Here is a 21,638-nt window from a genome sequence, read left to right on the forward strand (position 1 = left end):
GTGATTCATGTACTCGATGAATATTGTTGTCGAGGCGATATTGAATGGAATGCTGACCGGCTCCGTTTACGCCTTGGTCGCGCTGGGACTGACATTGGTCTACGGCGTGCTGCACATCATCAATTTCTCGCACGGCGCCATGCTGGCGGCTGCGATGTTCGGGGTGCTGACCCTGAACCAGGCTTTCGGCCTCGATCCCTATTTGCAGATCCCGATCCTGACGCCCTTGCTGTTCGTGGCCGGCTACGCCATACAGCGCTTCGTCATCGGGCCCGGCAGCCACGGCAAGGATGAAAACATCCTGATGATCACGCTGGGCATCGCCATCGTCATAGAGAACGTGCTGCTGGCGATCTTCCGTTCCGACATCCGCTCCATCAGCACCGACTATTCCTTCAATGTCTTCGAGATCGGGCCGTTCATTTTCTCGCAGGCCCGCGTATTCGGCTTGGCGGGATCGGTCGTGACGGCCGTGCTGCTGTGGTTCTTTCTTGCCCGCAGCGACACGGGCAAGGCCATCCGGGCCGTGTCCAAGGAGAAGCTTGGCGCCAGCCTGGTGGGCATCAATGTCAAGCATGTCTACGCAGTGACGTTCGGCATCGGCTTTGCCTGCCTGGCCATCGCCGCCTGCCTGCTGCTGCCCACTTTTTACGTCAACCCCAGCATAGGCGGGGCCTTCGTGCTCGTTGCCTTTACGGTTGTGGTCCTGGGCGGCATGGGGTCCATCGTGGGCGCCATGGTGGGCGGCCTCATCATCGGAGTGGTAGAGAGCCTCAGCGGCTTGTTCCTGGGAGAAAGCCTGGGCCAGATCGGCATCTTCCTGACCTTCATCATCGTGCTCCTGTTCCGTCCGACAGGCCTTTTCGGAGCGAAAGCATGAAAATCAAGCATTACCTTTCCATCTTCATCGTGGTGGCGCTGCTGGCTCTTGCGCCGCTGCTGGCCAATTCCAACGTCGTCCTCAATTTCCTCATCTACACGCTGATCGTGACGCTGGGCGCCCAGGGCTGGAATCTTCTGGGAGGCATGGCCGGCCAGAACTCCTTCGGACATGCGGCATTCTTCGGAACGGGGGCCTATGTGATCAGCCTCTGGCAGATCAACCTCGGGCTGGGCGCCTGGACCGGCTTTGTCGTAGCCGTGGCCGCCGGCGCGCTGGTCGGCTGGATCGTCGGCTTTCTGTCTTTCCGGGCGGGGCTGCGAGGCTCCTACTTCGCGCTCGTCACCCTGGCTTTTGCCGAGGTCTTGCGCGTCCTGGCGAACTCGGCTTCCTTCACCGGCGGCGCGGCCGGCCGGTTGCTGCCCATCAACCTCGGCGCGGAAAACTTCCAGTTCTCCGACCGGACGCATTATTACTGGGTGGCGCTGGCCATGGTGGCGGTTGGCCTGCTGCTCATGCGCTGGATATCGCTCTCGCGTTTCGGCGCCCGCCTGGTCGCAGTGCGCGAGAACGAGGATGCGGCGCGCGCGCTGGGCATAGATGTGCTCCGGACCAAACTGGGCGCCATCACGATTTCCGCGGCGATGACGGCGGCGGCGGGCTGCCTCTATGTGCAGTATTTCCTGTACATCGATCCGATTCTGGTCTTCGGGCCCAAGATCTCCATCGAAGTGCTGCTGGCATCGATGGTGGGCGGACTCGGCACGGTGTTCGGCCCGCTGGTGGGCACGTTCGCCCTGCATCTGCTGGGCGAGGGCGCCAAGCTCTTTACCGGTGAAATCCCGGGCATCGACCTGGCCATCTATGGCTGCGTGCTGATCGGTGCCGTTTGCTTCCTGCCGCAAGGCCTGCTCAGCCTGCTGCCCCGGCGCGCGGCGCGCAAGCCCGCGGCCGAGCCTGTCCTGGAGAAACAATCATGATGCTCGATGTGCGGCATGTAACGATGCGCTTTGGCGGACTGACAGCGGTCAAGAACGCCTCGCTGCAAGTCAAGGAAGGGTCGATCACCGGGTTGATCGGCCCCAACGGCGCGGGCAAGACCACGCTTTTCTCGGTCGCATCGGGCTTCCTGAAAGCGAACGAGGGCGCCATTTTCTACAAGGGTCAGGACATCACCGGCCTGCCTACGCATCAACGCGCGGGCCTGGGCATTGCCCGCACTTTCCAGATCGTGCAGCCCTTCGCCGGCCTGTCCACGCTTGAGAACATCGTCGTGGGTGCGTTTCTTCGCCACGCCGACCGGTCCGATGCCGAACGGCTGGCGCGCGATGTCGCGCGGCGGGTGGGGCTCGAAAAAGACCTCGACCGTCCCGCCTCGGGCCTGACGGTGGCGGGCCGGAAGCGGCTGGAACTTGCCCGGGCGCTCGCGACCGAACCGCAGCTGCTGCTGCTCGACGAGGTGCTCGCCGGACTGAATCCGTCGGAGATCCGCGACATCATCCCGGTCATACAAGGCATCCGGAACGGCGGAGTCACCATTCTGATGATCGAGCACGTCATGCAGGCGGTAGTGAGTCTTTGCGATTATGTATATGTGCTCTCGCAAGGCGAGATGATCGCCGAGGGGACGCCGGCCTCCGTGGTGGGGCATCCACGCGTCATCGAGGCGTATCTCGGGCATGGCGCGGCCGCGCGCCTGGCGGCGAACAAGGAGAAAGAGCATGCTTGAAATCACAGGCCTGCGGGCCGGCTATGGCGCGGTCGAGGTGCTGCGCGGCATCGACATGCATGTCGGCCAGGGCGAGATCGTCGCCGTGCTCGGATCCAACGGCGTGGGCAAGACCACGCTCAATATGGTCCTGTCGGGCATCATGCGCTCCAATGCGGGCGACATTCGCTTCAATGGCAGCCCGCTCGCCAGGACCAGCAGCGATATCGTCGCGTCGGGCCTGATCCATGTCCCTGAAGGTCGCAAGATCTTTCCCAATCTCGACATTCTCGAGAACCTGGAGCTGGGCTGCTATATGCGCGGCAAGGCGAATCGCAAACGCAATCTCGAACGCGTCTTCGACATCTTTCCGCGGCTGCGCGAACGCATATCGCAGAAAGCCGGCACCTTGTCGGGCGGCGAGCAACAGATGCTCGCCATCGGCCGAGGCCTCATGGCGGAGCCCTTGTTCCTCATCCTGGACGAACCTTCATTGGGGCTTTCCCCCTTGCTGGTGGAAGAGATGTTCACGCTGATCCAGAAGCTGAACCAGGATGGCCTGCCCATCATGCTGGTCGAGCAGAACGTGGTGCAGTCGCTCGAATTGGCGAGCCGTGCCTACATCATCGAGAACGGCGAGATCGCGCTGTCCGGCGACGCCGAGTCCGTGCGCAACAATCCGGACCTGCGCCGCACCTATCTGGGCCTGTAGCGCAGTGTCCGGCCCGCGCCGCATCCAGGCGGTCCGCGGGCCGATTAATTGAAGGAGTTCATGAATGTCGTTGAAAAAACGCTTGCAGGCCGGCGAGGTTGTACTTGCGCCGGGAGTCTACGATCCGTTGACCGCGTTGATTGCCACACAGCACGGTTTCAAGGCGCTGTACGTGTCGGGTGCGGGGATCGCCTACACCCGCCTGGGCCGATCCGATATCGGGCTGACCACCATGACCGAGATCTCCGAGACGATCGGCTTGATCCGCGATCGCGTCGACACGCCGCTGATCGTCGATGCCGACAACGGCCATGGCAATGCGCTGAATGTCCAGCGCACAGTCCGGCTGTACGAACGGGCCGGAGCGAATGCCCTGCAGATCGAGGATCAGAGCCTGCCCAAGCGCTGCGGCCATCTTGGTGGCAAATCCCTGATCTCCTGCGCGGAAATGGTCGGAAAGATCAAGGCGGCCGTCGATGCCAGGGCCAGCGACGAGACGCTGATCATCGCGCGTACCGACGCGATCGCGGTAGAGGGTTTCGACCGCGCGCTCGAGCGCGCCGAGCGCTTTGCCGAGGCGGGGGCCGACGTCCTGTTCGTCGAGGCGCCGCGTACGCGGGACCAGCTGGAAACCATCTCCTCGCGGCTCGGATCCCGCCTGCCGCTGCTGGCCAATATGGTCGAAGGCGGCGATACGCCCATGCACGACGCGGGCCAGCTTGGCACGCTGGGTTTTCGCATCATCATTTTTCCGGGCGGGATCGTGCGCGCAATCGCCAGGACGGCCGTCGACTACTACGCCTCGCTGAAGGCGCATGAGACCAATGCGCCGTTCAAGGACCGCATGTACGACTTCAACGGGCTCAACGATGTCATCGGCACGACCGACCTGCTTGAGCTTGGCGAGCGCTACGCCGCCGCGGACGGCGATCGGTAGCCGGTGCCTTTGCGCCATCCTTTCCAATCAGGAGAACAGAACCATGCCCGTAGTCCAGATGACGGTGATCGAAGGTTATGACGACGCCACCAAGGCCCGCTTGCTCAAGGGCATGACGCATGTCGTCCTGAGCGTCATGGCCGCCAAACCCGATGGCGTCGTGACCATGTTGAACGAAGTCAAGGCCAGCTCCTATGCCCGGGGCGGCGTGTCGCGCGTGCCCGGACCTCCATTGCCCTCCGGCATGGAGGTGGTGCGCGAGTTTTCGCGCGCGCTGTCAGGTGCCGATCGGGCCCGGGCGGCCCAGTATCTTGGTGAAGGCTGCACGTGCACCGACGGCGGCGGCATGGAGCGTAATCCGCTCAACATGCCGGAATGGCTGGGCGAGCTCGATTACGCCGATTTCGACGAGGCCCTGACCGAAGACGGCACAGTGGTTTACGCAAGGCGCCAACGCGGCGTGGGAAGTGTGGAGCGCTTCCATGTGCGGCATGGACGGATCATGGATATCCAGAGCTGGGGCCGGTCTTAGGGCCTTTTAGCATTAACAGGCCCTAAGGAGGGCGCATGCAGCAATTGTCGGTCAAGTCCATCGAAGAGGCCGGGACGCCCGTCCGGCAGGCGGACGTCGTCGTCATCGGCGCGGGTGCTTGCGGGCTGGCCGCCGCGCTGGAGGCGCGCGACGCGGGCGCGGGTGTGCTGGTCATAGAGCAGGACGATCAGGCGCGCGGCACCACGTCCATGACCTGGGGCATGCTGCCCGGAGCCGGGACCCGATATCAGCGGGCGCTGGGCATAGACGATACGCCGGAACGCTACGCCGCCGACATCATGAAAAAGTCGGGCAACCGGGCTGACCCGGCTATCGTCGGCGCCGTGGCCCGTGGGTCCGGCCCCGCCATAGAGTGGCTGTCGGACCGCCACGGGTTGGCCTTCCAGCTTCTGGACGACGTCCTGTATCCGGGACACAGCCGCCATCGCTACCATGTTCCGCTGTCCAGGACGGGCGCCGAGTTGCAGCAACGCCTTCTCGATGCGGCCCGGCGCGCCGGCGCGGACTTTCTGTTCCGGGCGCGCATCACGACGCTTTATCGCGATGCGGATGACTCCGTCAAGGTGGTGGGATGCCGGCTCCCTGATGGCGGCGAACAGATCATCGCTTGCGCGGCGCTGGTGCTGGCCACCGGCGGCTACGGCGGCAATCCAGACACCATTCGGGCGCATATCCCGGCCATGGCGGATGCGGCGTATTGCGGCCATGACGGCAGCCGCGGAGACGCCCTGGCCTGGGGCCGCGACATGGATGCGGCGCTGGGCGATCTGGGCGGCTACCAGGGGCATTGCGTGGTCGACGAGTCCCGCTTGCCGCTGACCTGGACGCTGGTCATCGAAGGGGGCATACAGGTCAATCATCTGGGCCATCGCTTCTCGAATGAAATGAGCGGGTACTCCGAACAGGCGGCGGCAGTGCTGCGGCAGCCGGGGGGTACGGCCTTCACCGTCTACGACGAGCGTAGCGAGCGCCTTGCCCTGCGCTATGCCGATTACCGGCAGGTGCAGGAGTCGGGCGCCATCCAGCATGCCGACAGCATCCAGGCGCTGGCGCAGGTCCTGTCCGTGCCGTACGACGCGCTGGCGTCCGTCTTTGACGGCATCGAGCAATGCGTCCGCGAGGGTCGGCCCGACGCCTTCGGACGGCGGTTCCGTGCCGATCAGCTGTTGCGTCCGCCGTATCGGGCCGTCAGGCTGCGCGGCGCGCTTTTTCACACCCAGGGCGGGCTTTGCGTCGACGAGCGGGCGAGACTCCTGCGCGCGGCAGACGGCAGCGCATTTCCCAATGTATGCGTGGGCGGGGGCGCCGCCCGCGGAATCTCGGGGCCGGACGCATCCGGCTACCTGGGCGGAAACGGATTGGCCACGGCGGTGGTGCTGGGTCGCCTGGCCGGCGATTCCGCGGCCCGCGCAGCGGGTTTCATGGCTTGTACAGAATTTACAGGAGGCAGTAATGCATAAAGTGCTGGTGATCGTTCCCTTTCCCATGAGCGACGAGAATCTTTCGAAGCGGCAGGAACAACTCAAGGCGGTCAAGCTCGGCCCAGGCATTCAATTCGATTTCAAGGCGGTGCGCATTGCACCGGTGAACTACGTGAGTCAGCAGGATGCCTTGCTGGCCGACGTGGGCATCCTGGAGGCCGGCCTTTCCGCGCAGGAGCAGGGCTATGACGCCGTCTGCATCGATACCGTCAGCGATTCGGGAATGGCCGCCTTGCGTTCGGTGCTGACGATTCCGGTCATCGGCGCGGGCAGGCACGCCATGCTGGCGGCGCAGATGCTGGGCGACCGCTTCTCCATTCTGTCGATGTGGAGCCGTTGGGATCCCTTGTACAAGAAGACGCTTGCTGATCTGGGGCTGTCGCACAAATGCGCCTCGATGCGGTCGCCGGAAATGGAACCGAACAATCAGAAGCTGCTGAAAGGCCGTGAAGACACGGTGTTTCCCGCCCTGCATCGCGTGGCCATGCAGTGTATCGAAGAGGACGGCGCCGACGTGATCATCCTGGGGTCCACCACCATGCATGAAACCCATGCCTATCTGGCTGAAAAACTGCCCGTGCCGGTCATCAATCCCGGGCCGCTGTCCTACCGGCTGGCGGAAACGGCCCTGCGCCTGAACCTCACGCACAGCAAGACCGCTTATCCGGCGCCGCTTGCGCCGCGACTGGACATGTTCCACGCGATGGGCGAGCACATCGCCGCCCGCCCCTGAATTTGAACGAAGAGGAAGACATGCCGAAGATTCTGGTCATCAATCCATTTCCGCTGGACGAAGCCGGCGTCGCCCGCCGTGCCGCGCAGAGCGGCCACGTGCAGCTCGACCCCGACACCGAGCTGGTGTATCGCCCCGTCCGCATCGGGCCCACTTCCTTCATGAGCCCGCACGACTGGCTGATCGCCGACCTGGGCATCTACGAGGCCGGCGTGACGGCCGAAGAAGAGGGGTTCGACGCCGTCGTCATCGACACCATGAGCGATTCGGGAATGGCTCCCTTGCGGTCCGTCCTGTCCATACCGGTCATCGGGCCGGGCAAGGCCTCGATGCTGTATGCCCTGACGCTGGGCAGCAGGTTCTCCGTGCTGGCGCAATGGAAGCCCGCGCTGCCCCGATACAAGAAAGTGATACGGGAATACGGGTTCGAAGCGCAGTGCGCGTCCGTTCGTTCTTTCGACGTCGAGCCGGACTTCATCAATCTTACCGAAGGCAAGGAGGACGCCACCTTTCCGCGCATGCTGGAGACCGCGATGCGCTGCGTCGAAGAGGACGGTGCCGACGTCATCTGCCTCGGTTCGACGACCATGCATCAGGCGGCGGAGTATCTGTCGGAACGCTTGCCCGTGCCGCTCATCAACCCGGGGCCGCTCAGCTACAAGCTGGCTGAAGCCTTTCTGGGCCTGGGCCTGTCGCACAGCCGCAAGGCCTATCCGAAACCGACCGAGCGCAAGGATGCGCTCGTGCATGCCCTGGTCGATGGTGCCGTGAATGGCTGACAAAGCATGGACCATCATCCGGGGCGGCCTGGTGCTGCGCGGCGCGGAATGCCAGGCTGAGTTCCTGGATGTGCTGCTCGAAGGCGACACGATCGCCGCACTGGGTCCTCCCGGCATGGCGGCGCCGGCCGATGCGAAGCCGATAGACGCAAGCGACCGGCTGCTGCATGCGGGCCTGATCAATGCCCATACGCATGGCTACGGCAGCTACACGAAGGGAGTGGGGGACCGCTGGACGCTCGAACTATTGTTGACGGCGGGCTCCTGGCTCAACGCCGACCGCACGTTGGCGGACAAGGCGCTGAGCGCCAGCCTGAATGCCGCGGAAATGCTGCTCAAAGGCTGCACTGCCTGCTATGACTTGTATGCAGAGGCGCCTGTCCCCACGTCGGAGGGCATGCAGGCCGTCGCGCAAGCCTATCGCGCGGCGGGCATGCGCGCGACATTGGCACCCATGGCCGGCAACCAGTCTTTCTACGAAACCATACCGGGACTGCTTCAGGCCTTGCCCACCGACTTGCGTGCCGCGGTCGAACGCTTTCGGCCGCAAGACTATCGCGGCATCCTGTCGCAGGTCGATGCCTTCCTCAGGACGCAGGGCGACGGCGACCGGATCAAGGTGGCGTTGGCGCCCACCATTCCCCTGGTGTGCAGCGACGACTATCTGACGGCATGCAGGGACGTCGCCGCCGATTTGGGAATCGGCATCCATACGCACATTGCCGAATCCAAGGTACAAGCCCTGGTCTATCAAGAGCGTTACGGCCGCAGCGTGGTGGCGCACCTGGACGCGCTCGGCATGCTGAACCCCGATTTCGTCCTGGCGCATGCCATCTGGCTGGACGACACCGATATGCGTATCGTTGGCGAGCGAGGCGCGTCCATTGCCCATAATCCCGGCTGCAATATGAAGCTGGGCAGCGGCATCGCCGATTTCCGGGCCATGCTCGATCATGGCATCAATGTGGGCATCGGCACCGATGGCTCCACCAGCTCCGACAACCAGAACATGTACGAAGCGCAACGCTTGGCGTCGTTGGCGTCCAAGGTCCGTGGGCCGGATTACGAAAACTGGATTTCCACGCGCGATGCCTTCCAGGCGGCCACCGAAGGCAGCGCGCGCTGTCTCGGCTTCGGCGGCAGGCTGGGCCGCATCGATCCGGGATACAAGGCGGACATCGTCTTTCTGGATCTTGCGCACATCAATTGGATCCCCCGGAACGATGTCGTCAACCAGATCGTTCATGTCGAGGACGGCGCGGCGGTGCAGGACGTCATGGTCGGCGGCGAGTTCGTCGTTCGGCGACGCCGGTTGGTGCACGTGGACCTGGCGGCATTGCGCATCGAGGTCGAGCGCGCCCAGGAACGCCTGCTGGCATCGACTGCCGAACGCCGCGAACTGGCCGGCAAGCTGGCCCAGGCCGTCGGCGCTTTCTGCCTTTGCCTGGCTGAACGTCCCTATCACATCAATCGCTGGGCGGCTTATCGATAGGGGTCAGACCCCGTACGGGGTCTGACCCCAAACCCAAAGGAGCATGAACCGTATGTCTCAATCCTCGTTCGACCCCATTACCGTAGCGCCCTCGGCGACCGCTCTCGCCCTGGCGAAGCTGGCGCATTCGGCTTCATGGACGCAGCACCCCCCGGAAGTGACCGAACATGCATTGAAGATCGTGCGCGACACGCTGGGCGTGATGCTGGGCGGCTCCACACTGGCGGAGGTCAGGAAATTCGCCGGCATGGCGCCGGTGCTGGGCGCGGGCGAAGCGACCATATTCGGATCCCCGCATACTGCCGCCGCCCATGTCGCGGCCTTGGTGAACGGCACGGGCGGCGTGTCGCTGGAGCTCGACGAGGGCAACCAGTACGCCGTCAACCATCCGTCCATACACATGCTGCCGGCGCTGTGGGCCTTGGCGGAAGAGCAGGGCGCAAGCGGTGCGCAATTGATGCACGCCCTGATCGTGGGATATGAAATCGGCGTGCGCGTGGGCGCGGCCACCCGGCTGAGACAGCCCGTTCATCCTTTCGGCTCCCACACCATCGTCGGCACCGCCGCCGGTGCCGCCGTGCTGCTGGGCATGGATATCAAGCAAACGGCCACTGCGCTGGAGATTGCGGCCGGGCTTTGCATCGCGTCGTCTCAAAACGCCGCGAACGCCGGCGCTTCGGTGCGCAACCTGTTTACCGGCTTCACCAATCACAACGGCTTGCTGGCGGTTCGCTTGGCCAAGGCCGGTTTCAGCGGCGAGCCTGGCGCGCTGGAGTCGGTGTTCGGCAAAGTGCTGGGCAGCGGATTCGAGCTGACAGTGGGCGAAGGGCTGGCGCCTTATTACATTACCCGCAATTATTTCAAGATCTATGCCTGCAGCCGCTGGAACCATGCACCCATCGAAGCGGCGGCCCGCATCATGGCCGATGGCGACATCGCGCTCGATGCCATCGAAGCGATCGACGTCCACACCTTCGATCCCGCCACGCGCCTGAGCGGCACCACCGTGGCCAACGGGTATGCGGCAAAGCATTCGATTCCGTACAACGTGGCGGCTCAGGTCGTCTACGGTTCAAATTCCCTGGAGGTCTACACAGATGCCCATGTGCAGGATGCGCGCGTGCAAGCCTTGCTGGAAAAAATCCGCGTGCTGGAAGATCCCGCCTTGACGGCGCTGCTGCCGGGCATCCGCGCAGGCCGGGTCACCCTGCGGCTCTCGTCCGGCGAAGTACGCACGGCGCAGTCCGAGCAGCCCAAGGGCGGATTCGACAATCCGCTCAGCGAGCAGGAGTTGCTGGAAAAATTCCGTTTGCTGGCCGGCATGGCATTGCCGGCGGCTCAGGTAGAGGCCTTGTTGAAAGCCATTGCGGCACTGCCCGGCGCCGACAGCGTGCGGACGGTCTCGAGCTTGCTGAAAACGGCGTAAGCAGAGATGGGGTCGGACCCCGTACGGGGTCTGACCCCCATAGCAAGAGCCAGCCTGGATGGGGACAGACCCCGTTCGGGGTCTGTCCCCTGGGGTCGCGGGGTCTGTCCTCTTCGATCAGGGTTTGGCCAAATGCCAGACGCCGCCGACCCCGTCACCCGTCGTATCGCCGGGATTGGCGTCTTTGGCATAACGGTATAGCGGCTTGCCCTTGTAGGCCCATTGCGATTTGCCATCGTGGCTTTCAACGAAAGTCCAGTCGCCGCTTGCGACGTCGTCCTGTCCCACCAGTGCGGGGGGCCAGTTCTTGGCGCAGTTGGCGCTGCAGGCGCTTTTGCCGTCGGAATCCTTGTCGAAGGTATAGAGGGTCGCGCCGTCGGAATCGATGAAGTGGCCGTTTTGAGTCTTGGGCGCTTCAGCAAAGGCCGGACTGGAGAGTCCGGCGCATAACAGCATCAGAAACAGGGTGGTTCTGGTACGCATGGTGACTCCTTTTGGACGCCTGGGGTAGGCGTTTCACCATGCTATACGATAAATTTCCCGCCAGGTGTTACTGGATGGAAATGTTCTGGCTGCGTATGACCTCGCCCCATTTGGTGGTTTCGTTCTGGATGAATTGCTTGAATTGCGCCTGGTCCTGGAAGTCGGGAATAAGGCCCATTTCGGAGACCACGACCTTCATCCCTTGATCCTGAGCGATGGACCGCAATGTGTCGACGATCTGCTTCTGCACGTCGGCCGGGGTGGCGGCGGGGGCGAAAAAGCCGAACCAGCTGCTGGAGATCACACCCGAAGCAACGCCCGACTCTTCGATGGTGGGCAGTTCCGGCGCGTCGGCAATCCGCTTTTCTGTGGTGACGCCCAGTGCGCGAATGGAGCCGTCCTTCGCATACTTCATGGACTGCATGGTGTCGAAATAGGCATTGACCTGCCCGCCGAGGAAGTCGGCGATCGCGGGACCGGTGCCCTTGTAGGGAACCTGAATGGCATCGATGCCGGTCTTGGAGGCGAACAGTTCCGCGGCCAGGTGCGGGCTGGAACCGACACCCGAAGAAGCGAAGCTTACGCGGCCGGGATTCTTCTTCGCGTATTCGACGAATTCCTTGACATTGTTCGCCGGGATGGAAGGATGGATATACAGCACGTTGGGAGCAAGCGCCACCAAGGCAAGGGGAACGAGCTGGTTCGGATCGTAGGGCAGCTTCTTGAGCAGCATCTGGTTGGTCACCATGCCGACGCTGCCCAGCAGCACCGTGTAGCCGTCGGGCGCGGAGCGGGCGACGGCGGCGGCGCCGATGGACGAGCCCGCACCCGGCTTGTTTTCCACGACCACCGGCTGTTTCCATGCGTCGGCGAGTTTGTCGGCATAGCGGCGAGCCAGGTTGTCGGTAAGGCCGCCGGGCGAGTAGGGCACCACCATCTGAACGGGCTTGACCGGAAAGTCGGCGGCGGCTGCGGTGGAAGCCAGCATGGCCACGGCCAGCGCGCTTGCGATACGTTTGAACATTTGTGTCCTCTGAATAATTGTGGAAAGACCCACTGCGTCGTGGCGGCGCCATGGCGATGGCCGCAATGGCGGTGACGCGGCCTTGCGGTCATACATGTCTTGTCAAGTTTTGAAAAACTGTTGGTCCAGTATAAGATGCGCCATAGGGGCGAACCAGCCCTGCGCTACATAAACCAGAATTGCAATTTGCGTTATGTCTGAATCCTGGAAAATTCAGTGGGACCTCAATCGCCTGCGAATATTCGTCACGGTGGCAAAATGCGGCAGCCTGAAAGGGGCCGCCGCGCTGCTGGGCATGCCGCAGCCTGCGATCAGCCGGCAAATTGCCAGGCTCGAGGCGGAATGCAAGGGGCGCCTGTTCGACCGCACCGGCCGCGGCATGACGCTGACGGAACTGGGCGCCCGCAGCCTGCCGCAAATAGAACGCGTGCTGGGCGAATCCGAAGCGCTTACCAACCAGATCACCGCCACATCGGGATTGCCCTTCGGCGACGTCCGCATCGGCGTTCTGCCCTCGCTGTACATGATCTTCATCGTCCCCTTGTTTTTCTTGCTGCGTAAGCGTTTTCCCGGCATACGCCTGCAGATTTTCGAAGGTTCGGCCGGGCAGATCGATCAGTGGCTCCTGACCGGCCACATCGATATCGGCTTGCCCTATCGATACGGAGCCGCCGTATCGGGCAGCGAATGCCTGATCTCGGCTGATTCCTGTCTGGTCGGTCCGGCGGGAGACCGCCTCACGCGGCTTTCCTCGGTGGAGTTCGCCCAGTTGGACGGCCTGCCGCTGGTCCTGCCCAGTGCGCCCAGCGGGGTGCGCACCACGCTCGACAAGCTCGCACGCAAAGAGAACGTATCGCTCGACATCATCGTCGAGGCCGATTCCACACAGTTGCAAAAAGCGATCGTCGCCAAAGGGGGAGCGTATACGGTCCTGCCCCGGCTCGCGATCTCGGCGGAGCTGGAAAGCGGCCAGTTGCAGGCCGCCCGCATCGTGAATCCCGTGATCGAGCGCAAGATCGTTCTGGCCACCACCAGCGCCCATCCGCCGTCTTACGCGGCGCGTTCCGTCGCCATGGCCATACGTGAAATCGGCGAACTGCCTGAGACCGCGGTATTCTGGTCATCGGGGGTCAGACCCCAACCCAATACCGTGGGGTCAGACCCCGTACGGGGTCTGACCCCTTAAACCAGAGCCGGGGTCAGACCCATGGGTCTGACCCCTGTCAGCATATGGGGTCAGACCCCGGCCAGCATCAGTCGATCTTCGCGCCCGACACTTCGATTACCTTCTTCCACTTGGCCTGTTCGTTCACGACCAGTTCCTGCATCTCGGCGGCGGTATTCCCTTCGGGCAGCAGGCCTGCCTTGAGCATGCGTTCTTTAAGCTCCGGCTGGCTGAGCACTTTGTTCAACGCGGTGTTCAGCTTCTCGACGATGGCGTCGGGCGTGCCGCCGGGAACGCTCAGATAGTTGACGGGCGATGAGTCGAAGCCCGGGAGGTCGTTGGCGATGGGGGGAACGCCGGGCAGGGCGTCCAGCGGCTTGAGCGTGGCGACGCCCAGCGGGATCAGGTCGCCGGATTCGATGAAGGGCATGTACACCGTCAGGCTGTCGATCGCCATTTCCACCCGGCCGCCCACGAGATCCTGCATGGCGGGACCCGTGCCGCGATAAGGCACGTGGTCGATTTCGGCGCCCGTCATGACCTTGAAGAGCTCACCCGACAGATGGCTGGAGGCTCCGATGCCGGCACTGGCAAAGCGGACGCTGTGCGGCTCTTTCTTTGCCTTCTCGATCAGTTCCTTGACGTTCTTGACGCCGACGGTCTTGTTGACGACCAGGACGCTGGGAACGATGGCGATGCGCGACACCGGCTTCAGATCCTTGTTGGGATCGTAAGGCAGGCTCTTCATGAGGTAGGGATTGGTCAGCTGCGGGCCGGGCGTCGTGTAAAGCACGGTATAGCCGTCGGGCTTCGCGGTGGCAACGATGCGGGCACCCACCGTCGCGCCGCCGCCCGGCTTGTTTTCGATGATGATGCTTTGGCCCAGTTCCTGCGCCAGCGGCTCCGCCACCATGCGGGCCGTCAGGTCGGCGCCGCCGCCGGGAGCGAAAGGCACGACCATGCGTATGGGTTGATTGGGGTAGCTGCCGGCATCCTGGGCCAGAGCGGCGCCCGCGCCGACGGCGGCGAGCGTAAGAGCGAGAACGGTTTGCTTCAGTATTTTCATGGTTGATCTCCAGGGGTTCAGGCGGGTAGTCCCAGAACCTGTTTTGCAAGGATGTTGCGTTGAATTTCGTTCGTTCCGCCATAAATGGTCGTGATGGCGGAATTGTAAAGCCGGGCGCACGGAGTGATCTGAGTATCGTCCACCAGCAGCGTCGTGGCGTCGCCGCCATTTTCCTGGGCGGCTTCGACGACCTCCATGGCGATGCGCGAATAGGTTTCCGTTGCCCAGATCTTCAGCAGGGAAACGCTGGGCGGCAAGGGCTCGCCACGCTTCACGATGTCGGCGTAGCCGGCGTAGAGCGACTGCAGGTCCTCCACGTCAAGCATGGACGCCGCATACCGGTCCGTGAAGGCCTGGTCCTTGAACAGGTCTCGCGATACGCCCAATAGACGCAAATGGTTCAGTGCGTAGCGGGCCTGATTCGGGCTGCCGACGAAGATGCGCTCGAAGTCCAGCAGCGCCTTGGCGATGGTCCAGCCCTGATTCAGCTCGCCGACCAGGTTTTCCCTGGGGACTTTGACCTGGTCGAAGAAGACTTCGCAGAATTCTTCTTCGCCGCCGATGTTGCGGATGGGGCGGACCGTGATGCCGGGCGTCTTCATGTCGGCCAGCAGGAAGCTGATGCCGGCCTGCTTCTTGACCGTCTTGTCGGTGCGGACCAGCATGAAGATATGCGTGGCGTCTTGCGCGAGCGTCGTCCAGATCTTCTGGCCGTTCACGATGAAATGATCGCCGTCCAGGACTGCTTCCGTACGCAAGGAGGCAAGGTCGGAACCGGCATTGGGTTCGGAATATCCCTGACACCATATGTTCTCGCCCGAGACGATCTTGGGCAGGTATTTCCGGCGCTGCGCTTCCGTGCCGTACTTGATCAGCACGGGCCCGATGTTGATGATGCCCTGGTCGGGTGTACGGGCCACGCCATAGGCTTCCATCTCTTCGATGAAGGCGATCAGCTTGTCCGGGTCCAGTCCCATGCCGCCGTGCTCGCGGGGCCAGGCGGGCGCGATCCAGCCCTGGCGCGAGAGCGCCAGATACCAGTCTTTTAGGTCGGCCCAGTGCAGGCGCTTGGGCGGATTGCGCAAGGAGTCGGGATAGTTCTCTTTCAGGAAGCGCCGTATGGTGGCGCGGAAGACCGGTTCGGGAAGACGATTCCAGTCTTCGTCCTTGCCGGCCTCGATCGGCTCGGCATGGGCTTCCGCCGCTTGTTCGCCGGAGCCGGCGCCCGACCATGCCAAGCGGCGATTTTCCAGGACGCCGCCCAGCCAGCCGGCAAGATGCAGCGCGCGTTTCAAATAGAGGCCCACATCCAGTTCGTCCGTATAGCCGATTGCGCCATGGAACTGGATGGAGAGCCGCGTCATGTGCAGGGCCGCGTGCGCGCAGCGCGCCTTGACGCGGCCGCTGCCCGCGGCGAACCGCCCGGCGTCCTCGGGAAGCTGGCTCAAGAACTCCTTGAGCACCGCCGTCGCCAGTTCCACCTGCAGTCGGGCGTCTACCATGCGATGCTGCAAGGCTTGATTGGCGCCGATGGGCTTGCCGAACTGGACACGGGTCTTGAGATAGTCGAGCGTGGCCTGGAATGCCTGTTCTGCGATGCCCAGCAGTTCGGCGGCCTGAATGATGCGCGCGCAGCTGTGCGCATGTTCGAGCGCTTGCCGGGCTGCCGCGGCGCTTGCGAGCCGGTTGCTCGCGGGTACCATGGCCTGTTCAAGGCTGAGGGTGGCGGCAAGCGAGCCATCGACGCGCGCATGCGTTTCGCTGCGCAATCCGGCAGTTCCCGCCGGCACCCAATAAAGGCCGTCGTCGCAGAATACCAGCCAGCCGTCCGCGACCGCGGGGTAAACCCATTGTTTCGTGCCGGACAGGGCGCTCGAGCCGCCTTGCGTTTCGGCGCGAGTTCGCATCGCTGCGCCGTCGGCGCCGCCGTGGGACTCCTGCCAGGCCAGGCCCACGATATGCGTGCCGGCGGCCAGGCCGGCCAGCAAGTCATCACGCAATGCCGAGGGGGGCAGCGCGGCCAGCGCGGCGGCTGCATGTATGGCGCAGGGCAGATAGGGTTCCGGCAAAGGATGCTTGCCGACTTCGATCGCGACAGCGGCTGCGGCGTCCAGGCCTAGTTCCAGACCGCCCTGGTCCTCCGGCACCAGTAGTCCCGTCCAGCCGGCTTCCGCCATTTTCTGCCAGACTTCCCGTTCATATCCGGGCGTGGTGTCGCGCAGCGCCCGCAGGCGTGTCAGCGGCGTGACGGTTTGCAGGAAGTCGCGAGCGCTGTCCGCGAACGCCTGTTCCATTTGTCGAGTTTCGATTTGAGAGCTTGCTTGCATGATGCTGTGCTTGTTCCGCATGTATCCGTTGGTCGATCCAGTGTAGGGGTAAATGCTTGTAACGGTCAGGGGGCGAATGCATAAACCAGAGTTGCGCATTCTGTTATTCGACACGGACATGACGATATGGATATATCTGGATTGCGCCCGTCCGACTGGTGAACCGGGCCGGCATGGCCTAGACTGCGCTCATACGTAAAGCGGCCACAGGCCGCGCTGAAAACAGGAGAAAAGCAGTGCTGCCTTTGTTATCGCATATTCGGGTGCTCGATCTGAGCCGTGTCTTGGCGGGCCCCTGGAGCAGCCAGATCCTGGCGGATCTGGGAGCCGATGTCATCAAGGTCGAACGTCCTGGTCGTGGCGACGATACCCGCGCATGGGGCCCTCCCTTCTTGAAGCGCGCCGACGGCAGCAATACGGAAGAGGGCGGCTACTTCGTCGCGGCCAATCGCGGCAAGCGCTCCATCACCCTGGATCTCCAGACGCCCGAAGGCCAGGAGATCGTAAGGAAATTGGCGGCGGAATGCGATGTGGTCCTGGAGAACTACAAGGTCGGCACGCTGGATAGGCTGGGCCTGGGTTACAAAGACCTGTCGGCCATCAATCCGCGCCTCATCTATTGTTCCGTGACCGGCTTCGGCCAGACCGGGCCGCGCAGCAAGCTTCCCGCCTACGACTTCCTGATCCAGGCCATGGGCGGGCTGATGAGCGTCACCGGCGAGCGTGATGACAAGCCGGGCGGCGGGCCGCAGAAAGTCGGCGTGCCCATCGTGGACCTCGTCACAGGCGTCTATGGCGCGCTGGCCATCGTATCGGCTCTGGTGGGGCGCAACGAGACCGGGCATGGCGACCATATCGACCTGGCCATGCTGGACGTGCAGGTGGGCCTGCTGGCCAACCAGGCCATGAATTACCTGCTGTCCGGCAAAACGCCCAAGCGTACCGGCACGGCCCATCCCAACATCCAGCCACAGCGGATCTTCGATTGCCGCAACGGCCAGATCGTGCTGGTGGTGGGCAACGATGGGCAATTCCTGGCGCTGTGCGATGTCCTCGGGCATCCCGAACTGAAGAGCGACGAACGCTTTCTGACCAACGGCAAGCGGGTGGTGAACCAGTCGGTGCTGGATCCCATACTCGATGCCGCCTTCTTGGCGCAGGACCGCGAGTACTGGCTGGACAAGCTCGAAGAGGCCGGCATTCCCGCAGGGCCCATCAACAGCATACCCGAGGTCTTCAACGAGCCGCAGGTCGTCCATCGCGAGATGCTGCGCCATCTGCCGCATCCTCTGGCGGGAACCGTGCCGCAGGTGATGAGCCCGCTGCGTTTCGCGCGCGCGCCCCTGAAGACGGACACCCCGCCGCCGCTGCTGGGCCAGCACACGGCTGAAATCCTGGGCAATCTGGGATTCTCCAGCGAAGAGATCGAAGATCTGCGCCAGCGCAAGGTGGTCTGAGCGGCCTGAACCACCGCATCCCATATACCAAGGAATACAACATGCATGACGATTACACCGAACTCAAGATAGAACGAATCGGCCACGTGGCCGTGCTGCGCCTCGCCAATCCACCGGTCAACGCCTTGAGCACCGTTCTGATGAACGAGCTTACATTGGCCCTGGACCGGATCTCGGAATCCGACGACATCCGCGCGGTGGTGCTCACCGGCGAAGGCAAGGTCTTTTGCGCCGGCGCCGATCTGAAGTCCCGCAGTGAAACCATCAAGGGGCCGGGCGATTTGCCGCAGCATTCCCGCCGCACGCGTGAATGCTTTCACGCCATCCGCGAATGTTCCAAGCCCGTCATTGGAGCAATCAATGGCGCAGCGCTCGGCGCGGGGCTGGCGATCGTCGCTTCGTGCGATGTCCTGGTCGCGGCCAAGACCGCAGTGGTCGGCTTGCCCGAGATCAATGTGGGCTTGCTGGGCGGCGGACGTCACGGCATGAGGCTGTTCAGTCATTCACGTCTTCGCCGCATGATGCTGACCGGCCTGCGGGTCGATGGCGACGAGCTCTACCGACTGGGTGTCGTCGAGGCCAGCGTGCCGGTGGAAGAGCTGCTGGACCGCGCGCTCGAACTGGCTGAGGAGATCGCATCCAAGAGCCCGCTGTCTACCGTGCTCGCCAAACAGACGCTGAACGCCATCGAGGACATGAGCCTGCGCGACGGATACCGCTACGAGCAGGACATGACCGCCGCCATCGCCAAGACGGATGATGCCAAGGAGGCGAGAATGGCTTTCCTGGAAAAGCGCGCGCCCGTGTTCCGAGGTTCCTGATCCGCGCCGCATGCGGCTAAAATCCCAGGCACGGCAAATCATGCGGAGGAGACATATGCGCGCAGCCTGGTATTCCAAGAACGGTAAAGCACAAGAGGTCCTGGAGGTCGGGGAACTGCCCGATCCCACGCCGGGCCCCGGCGAGGTAAGGGTCAGGCTCCATGCGTCCGGGGTGAATCCGTCGGACGCCAAGTCCCGGGCCGGCAGCCGTCCCGTTCAGTCGGGATTCATCGTGCCGCACAGCGACGGCGCCGGGGTCATCGACCAGGTTGGCGAAGGCGTTGCCCAGGACCGCATCGGCGAACGCGTGTGGATCTGGAACGGACAATGGCAGCGGTCCATGGGGACGGCCGCGGAATATATTGCGCTGCCTTCCGGGCAGGCCGTCGCGCTGCCGGACTGGATCGAGTTCGAAGAAGCCGCCTGCCTCGGCATCCCGGCAATGACGGCCTTCCACGCCGTCGAGCTTTTAGGCGACCTCGATGGCAAGACCATTCTGGTTACGGGCGCCGCTTCGGGCGTCGGCTTCTATGCCGCACAGTTCGCCATGATCAAGGGCGCCCGGGTGCTCGCCACCGTGGGGTCCGCCGAGAAAGCCGCTTTGCTGGCGCGCATCGGGGTTTCCGACGTCATTCTGTACAAGGATGGCAAAGTGGCCGAGCAGATCAAGGCATACACGGATGATCGCGGCGTCGACGGCGTGGTCGACCTGGATTTTTCATCCACGGTCAAGCTGGTTTCGGCGGGTGCAGTCGCGCATCACGGCGTGGTGGTGTCCTATGGCTCCAATGTGCGCGAGGGCATTCCCTTCGACTTCGGCGCCTGGCTGCCACGCTCCATCAGCTTGCATTTCTTCCTGGTCTACGAGCTCCGCCCCGCAGAACGCGCCGCAGCCATCGAGGGCATCGATGCGCTGTTGCAGAACGGCCGCCTGCAGCACGTCGTCGGCGCATCGTTCGACCTTTCCGACATCGTGCGCGCCCACCAGGCCGTCGAGGCCGGACAGACCGTCGGCAATGTCGTCGTCACCTTGCCGCCCCTGGGGTCGGACCCCGAACGGGGTCCGACCCCTCAGAGCGCTGATAAACCCCCTGTTTTTTAGTTAAGGGGTTTATCGGCTCGTGGTTCAGGCCAATCTCAGCCGATTTGAAGAGTTTGCGGGCCACACGTACATAACGACGGCTTGAGCCGCGAGCAAGGCCAGACTTGGCCCTATCAAGGCCTCAAGAGGCGCTAAAAGCCGCGCCAGCAGCAGCGCGATCTTCTTCATATTCTGGGCCGCAGCGGCCAACAGACACTGCTCCATCACTTTCTGTAGACCACGCAGGCGCGCGTAGCGATGGCCATGCAGTTGCTTGGCATCGGCAAAGCTGCGCTCGACCGTCTCCTGGCGCCTGGCATAGATGCGCTTACCAGCTGGCGTCAGCCGCCGGGCCTTGACCCGCTCTTTGGCCTCCTCCCAGAGGTGGCGCATCACCACTTTGACCCCCGTCGCGCTTTGTGTGCATCGGGCTCGAACCGGGCAACTGGCGCACTGGGTGCGATCGGAGCGGTATTCGCGGTAACCCTCTCGGTTAGTCGTGCTATAGGTCAGTGTTTGATTGTTCGGGCAGACATAAGTGTCCGTTTGCGCATCGTATTGATATTCGTGTTTCTTAAAATAACCCGCTCTCTGGGCGGAACGACGGTACCCCATGACGCCGGCAATCAGGCGATCCTCAAGGCCCTTGCACACCGCGGCGGTGAAGTAGCCCGCATCCAGGCCGACCGCATAAGGGTTCAAATTAAAGCGCTCGCGCTGACGATCCAGCCGCGCCAGGTACGGCACGCTGTCATTGACGTTGCCCGGCGTGACGTGTGTGTCGGTGATGATGGCATGCTTGGCATCGACCGTGCGGTGATCCAGATAAAAGAACCCTTTGGGCTTACCCTCGCGCGCCATGTAGCCGCTGTCCGGGTCGGTGCGGCTGACCTTGGCCGGGCGCGTGGGCGGGGGCTCATCGTCCTTGTCCGTGCGCTTTAAGGCCGGCTTGCCGTGCGCTAGGCGGTCGGCATCTACGGCCGCATCCAGCTCCTGCAGGTAGGCCTGCGCGGGCACAGCCACCTGGCCCTGCTCGGCCTTGTTCTTGTTGGCACTGGCCTTCAAATGCGTGCTGTCCGTATACAGTACCTTGCCCTGGACCATGCCGCGCCTGATCGCCTGCAGCACTATCTCATCAAAAATCTCTTGGTAAATCTGGCTGTCTGCAAAACGGCGGCGCCGGTTCTGGCTGATCGTGGAGGCGTCGGGCACCTTATCGGTCAAGCGCAGCCCGAGGAACCAGCGGTAAGCCACATTGACTTGAACGTCACGGACCAACTGGCGCTCGCTTCGAATGCCAAACAAGTAGCCCAGTAATAGCAACTTGAACAGCAGCACCGGATCAATGGCCGGGCGGCCGTTGTCGGCGCAATAGAGGTGCGCCACCTTGGCGCGAATAAAGCTCAGATCTATGGCAGCGTCGATCTTGCGCACCAAGTGATCGGCGGGAACCAAAGATTCCAGCGTCACCATCTCAAGTTCGTGCTGATAAGCGGGGGGATCTCTTAGCATC

At 63.2% G+C, this 21,638-nt stretch carries 20 protein-coding genes; 15 read left to right on the forward strand and 5 right to left on the reverse strand.

The annotated features are described in order from the left end of the window. The first annotated feature begins 7 nt into the window (after window positions 1–7). From ACSBPU_RS07710 to ACSBPU_RS07760, 11 genes are all read left to right on the forward strand, one after another. Window positions 8–880: a branched-chain amino acid ABC transporter permease gene (locus ACSBPU_RS07710; protein ID WP_442596965.1), complete on the forward strand. Its 873-nt coding sequence runs from the start codon at window positions 8–10 to the stop codon at window positions 878–880. Further along, a complete protein-coding gene (locus ACSBPU_RS07715; RefSeq protein WP_442596967.1) occupies window positions 877–1,860 on the forward strand; it encodes a branched-chain amino acid ABC transporter permease in 984 nt (327 codons plus the stop codon). The genes ACSBPU_RS07710 and ACSBPU_RS07715 overlap by 4 nt, the downstream gene beginning before the upstream one ends. After that, entirely contained in the window at window positions 1,860–2,609 is a 750-nt protein-coding gene (locus ACSBPU_RS07720) for an ABC transporter ATP-binding protein (protein ID WP_442598269.1), read from the forward strand. Before ACSBPU_RS07715 ends, ACSBPU_RS07720 begins: the two co-directional genes overlap by 1 nt. Then, a complete protein-coding gene (locus ACSBPU_RS07725; RefSeq protein WP_442596969.1) occupies window positions 2,602–3,300 on the forward strand; it encodes an ABC transporter ATP-binding protein in 699 nt (232 codons plus the stop codon). The genes ACSBPU_RS07720 and ACSBPU_RS07725 overlap by 8 nt, the downstream gene beginning before the upstream one ends. Window positions 3,301–3,364: 64 nt before the next feature. After that, window positions 3,365–4,237, forward strand: coding sequence for an isocitrate lyase/PEP mutase family protein (locus ACSBPU_RS07730; protein WP_442596971.1), 873 nt, complete (start codon window positions 3,365–3,367; stop codon window positions 4,235–4,237). 43 nt (window positions 4,238–4,280) lie between these two features. Next, entirely contained in the window at window positions 4,281–4,769 is a 489-nt protein-coding gene (locus ACSBPU_RS07735; protein ID WP_442596973.1) for a tautomerase family protein, read from the forward strand. Window positions 4,770–4,804: 35 nt separating this feature from the next. Beyond that, window positions 4,805–6,250 carry an FAD-dependent oxidoreductase gene (locus ACSBPU_RS07740; RefSeq protein ID WP_442596974.1) on the forward strand — a complete coding sequence of 482 codons (1,446 nt, stop codon included), beginning with the start codon at window positions 4,805–4,807 and terminating at the stop codon, window positions 6,248–6,250. Further along, on the forward strand, window positions 6,243–7,004 hold the full coding sequence (locus tag ACSBPU_RS07745; protein ID WP_442596976.1) for an aspartate/glutamate racemase family protein: 762 nt from the start codon (window positions 6,243–6,245) through the stop codon (window positions 7,002–7,004). The genes ACSBPU_RS07740 and ACSBPU_RS07745 overlap by 8 nt, the downstream gene beginning before the upstream one ends. Before the next feature lie 20 nt (window positions 7,005–7,024). Then, on the forward strand, window positions 7,025–7,783 hold the full coding sequence (locus ACSBPU_RS07750; protein ID WP_442596978.1) for an aspartate/glutamate racemase family protein: 759 nt from the start codon (window positions 7,025–7,027) through the stop codon (window positions 7,781–7,783). Continuing rightward, the gene (locus ACSBPU_RS07755; RefSeq protein ID WP_442596980.1) at window positions 7,776–9,275 is read left to right on the forward strand and encodes an amidohydrolase family protein; all 1,500 of its coding nucleotides are present in this window, start codon (window positions 7,776–7,778) and stop codon (window positions 9,273–9,275) included. The genes ACSBPU_RS07750 and ACSBPU_RS07755 overlap by 8 nt, the downstream gene beginning before the upstream one ends. Before the next feature lie 52 nt (window positions 9,276–9,327). Further along, entirely contained in the window at window positions 9,328–10,701 is a 1,374-nt protein-coding gene (locus tag ACSBPU_RS07760; protein ID WP_442596982.1) for an MmgE/PrpD family protein, read from the forward strand. A gap of 117 nt (window positions 10,702–10,818) precedes the next feature. Here the strand turns inward: ACSBPU_RS07760 and ACSBPU_RS07765 are convergent, their stop codons facing one another. Next, the gene (locus tag ACSBPU_RS07765) at window positions 10,819–11,184 is read right to left on the reverse strand and encodes a hypothetical protein (RefSeq protein ID WP_180067457.1); all 366 of its coding nucleotides are present in this window, start codon (window positions 11,182–11,184) and stop codon (window positions 10,819–10,821) included. 67 nt (window positions 11,185–11,251) lie between these two features. Next, window positions 11,252–12,208, reverse strand: a complete 957-nt coding sequence (locus ACSBPU_RS07770) for a Bug family tripartite tricarboxylate transporter substrate binding protein (protein ID WP_442596985.1) — start codon at window positions 12,206–12,208, stop codon at window positions 11,252–11,254. Window positions 12,209–12,401: 193 nt separating this feature from the next. Between ACSBPU_RS07770 and ACSBPU_RS07775 the strand changes: the two genes are divergently transcribed. After that, on the forward strand, window positions 12,402–13,394 hold the full coding sequence (locus ACSBPU_RS07775) for a LysR family transcriptional regulator (RefSeq protein ID WP_442596987.1): 993 nt from the start codon (window positions 12,402–12,404) through the stop codon (window positions 13,392–13,394). 67 nt (window positions 13,395–13,461) lie between these two features. Here ACSBPU_RS07775 and ACSBPU_RS07780 read toward each other — a convergent pair whose 3' ends face one another. Both ACSBPU_RS07780 and ACSBPU_RS07785 read right to left on the reverse strand, forming a co-directional pair. Then, on the reverse strand, window positions 13,462–14,439 hold the full coding sequence (locus ACSBPU_RS07780) for a Bug family tripartite tricarboxylate transporter substrate binding protein (RefSeq protein WP_442596989.1): 978 nt from the start codon (window positions 14,437–14,439) through the stop codon (window positions 13,462–13,464). Between the two features lie 17 nt (window positions 14,440–14,456). Continuing rightward, window positions 14,457–16,766: an acyl-CoA dehydrogenase gene (locus ACSBPU_RS07785; protein WP_442596991.1), complete on the reverse strand. Its 2,310-nt coding sequence runs from the start codon at window positions 16,764–16,766 to the stop codon at window positions 14,457–14,459. 236 nt (window positions 16,767–17,002) lie between these two features. Between ACSBPU_RS07785 and ACSBPU_RS07790 the strand changes: the two genes are divergently transcribed. From ACSBPU_RS07790 to ACSBPU_RS07800, 3 genes are read left to right on the forward strand one after another with little or no spacing between them, the layout of a single operon-like run. Next, complete coding sequence (locus ACSBPU_RS07790; RefSeq protein ID WP_442596993.1) at window positions 17,003–18,223, forward strand: CaiB/BaiF CoA transferase family protein; 1,221 nt, start codon at window positions 17,003–17,005, stop codon at window positions 18,221–18,223. 41 nt (window positions 18,224–18,264) lie between these two features. Continuing rightward, window positions 18,265–19,044 carry an enoyl-CoA hydratase/isomerase family protein gene (locus ACSBPU_RS07795; RefSeq protein WP_442596995.1) on the forward strand — a complete coding sequence of 260 codons (780 nt, stop codon included), beginning with the start codon at window positions 18,265–18,267 and terminating at the stop codon, window positions 19,042–19,044. Between the two features lie 55 nt (window positions 19,045–19,099). Then, window positions 19,100–20,146 carry an NADPH:quinone reductase gene (locus ACSBPU_RS07800; RefSeq protein WP_442596997.1) on the forward strand — a complete coding sequence of 349 codons (1,047 nt, stop codon included), beginning with the start codon at window positions 19,100–19,102 and terminating at the stop codon, window positions 20,144–20,146. 24 nt (window positions 20,147–20,170) lie between these two features. On the opposite strand, the gene ACSBPU_RS07805 is transcribed toward ACSBPU_RS07800, so the two are convergent. After that, window positions 20,171–21,637 (reverse strand): IS1182 family transposase, encoded by a 1,467-nt coding sequence (locus ACSBPU_RS07805; RefSeq protein WP_442592329.1) that lies wholly within the window; start codon window positions 21,635–21,637, stop codon window positions 20,171–20,173. Between the last annotated feature and the right edge of the window lies 1 nt (window position 21,638).

The organism is Parapusillimonas sp. JC17 (assembly GCF_052180245.1).
GTDB lineage: Bacteria > Pseudomonadota > Gammaproteobacteria > Burkholderiales > Burkholderiaceae_B > Parapusillimonas.

Excerpts from the sequence above, each read along its gene's own strand:
- ACSBPU_RS07805 (WP_442592329.1), bottom strand. The coding sequence starts at position 21,637 with ATGCTAAGAGATCCCCCCGCTTATCAGCACGAACTTGAGATGGTGACG.
- ACSBPU_RS07745 (WP_442596976.1), top strand. The coding sequence starts at position 6,243 with ATGCATAAAGTGCTGGTGATCGTTCCCTTTCCCATGAGCGACGAGAAT.
- ACSBPU_RS07760 (WP_442596982.1), top strand. The coding sequence starts at position 9,328 with ATGTCTCAATCCTCGTTCGACCCCATTACCGTAGCGCCCTCGGCGACC.
- ACSBPU_RS07735 (WP_442596973.1), top strand. The coding sequence starts at position 4,281 with ATGCCCGTAGTCCAGATGACGGTGATCGAAGGTTATGACGACGCCACC.
- ACSBPU_RS07750 (WP_442596978.1), top strand. The coding sequence starts at position 7,025 with ATGCCGAAGATTCTGGTCATCAATCCATTTCCGCTGGACGAAGCCGGC.
- ACSBPU_RS07800 (WP_442596997.1), top strand. The coding sequence starts at position 19,100 with ATGCGCGCAGCCTGGTATTCCAAGAACGGTAAAGCACAAGAGGTCCTG.
- ACSBPU_RS07720 (WP_442598269.1), top strand. The coding sequence starts at position 1,860 with ATGCTCGATGTGCGGCATGTAACGATGCGCTTTGGCGGACTGACAGCG.
- ACSBPU_RS07765 (WP_180067457.1), bottom strand. The coding sequence starts at position 11,184 with ATGCGTACCAGAACCACCCTGTTTCTGATGCTGTTATGCGCCGGACTC.
- ACSBPU_RS07730 (WP_442596971.1), top strand. The coding sequence starts at position 3,365 with ATGTCGTTGAAAAAACGCTTGCAGGCCGGCGAGGTTGTACTTGCGCCG.
- ACSBPU_RS07725 (WP_442596969.1), top strand. The coding sequence starts at position 2,602 with ATGCTTGAAATCACAGGCCTGCGGGCCGGCTATGGCGCGGTCGAGGTG.
- ACSBPU_RS07770 (WP_442596985.1), bottom strand. The coding sequence starts at position 12,208 with ATGTTCAAACGTATCGCAAGCGCGCTGGCCGTGGCCATGCTGGCTTCC.
- ACSBPU_RS07795 (WP_442596995.1), top strand. The coding sequence starts at position 18,265 with ATGCATGACGATTACACCGAACTCAAGATAGAACGAATCGGCCACGTG.
- ACSBPU_RS07710 (WP_442596965.1), top strand. The coding sequence starts at position 8 with ATGTACTCGATGAATATTGTTGTCGAGGCGATATTGAATGGAATGCTG.
- ACSBPU_RS07755 (WP_442596980.1), top strand. The coding sequence starts at position 7,776 with ATGGCTGACAAAGCATGGACCATCATCCGGGGCGGCCTGGTGCTGCGC.
- ACSBPU_RS07780 (WP_442596989.1), bottom strand. The coding sequence starts at position 14,439 with ATGAAAATACTGAAGCAAACCGTTCTCGCTCTTACGCTCGCCGCCGTC.
- ACSBPU_RS07715 (WP_442596967.1), top strand. The coding sequence starts at position 877 with ATGAAAATCAAGCATTACCTTTCCATCTTCATCGTGGTGGCGCTGCTG.
- ACSBPU_RS07785 (WP_442596991.1), bottom strand. The coding sequence starts at position 16,766 with ATGCAAGCAAGCTCTCAAATCGAAACTCGACAAATGGAACAGGCGTTC.
- ACSBPU_RS07740 (WP_442596974.1), top strand. The coding sequence starts at position 4,805 with ATGCAGCAATTGTCGGTCAAGTCCATCGAAGAGGCCGGGACGCCCGTC.
- ACSBPU_RS07775 (WP_442596987.1), top strand. The coding sequence starts at position 12,402 with ATGTCTGAATCCTGGAAAATTCAGTGGGACCTCAATCGCCTGCGAATA.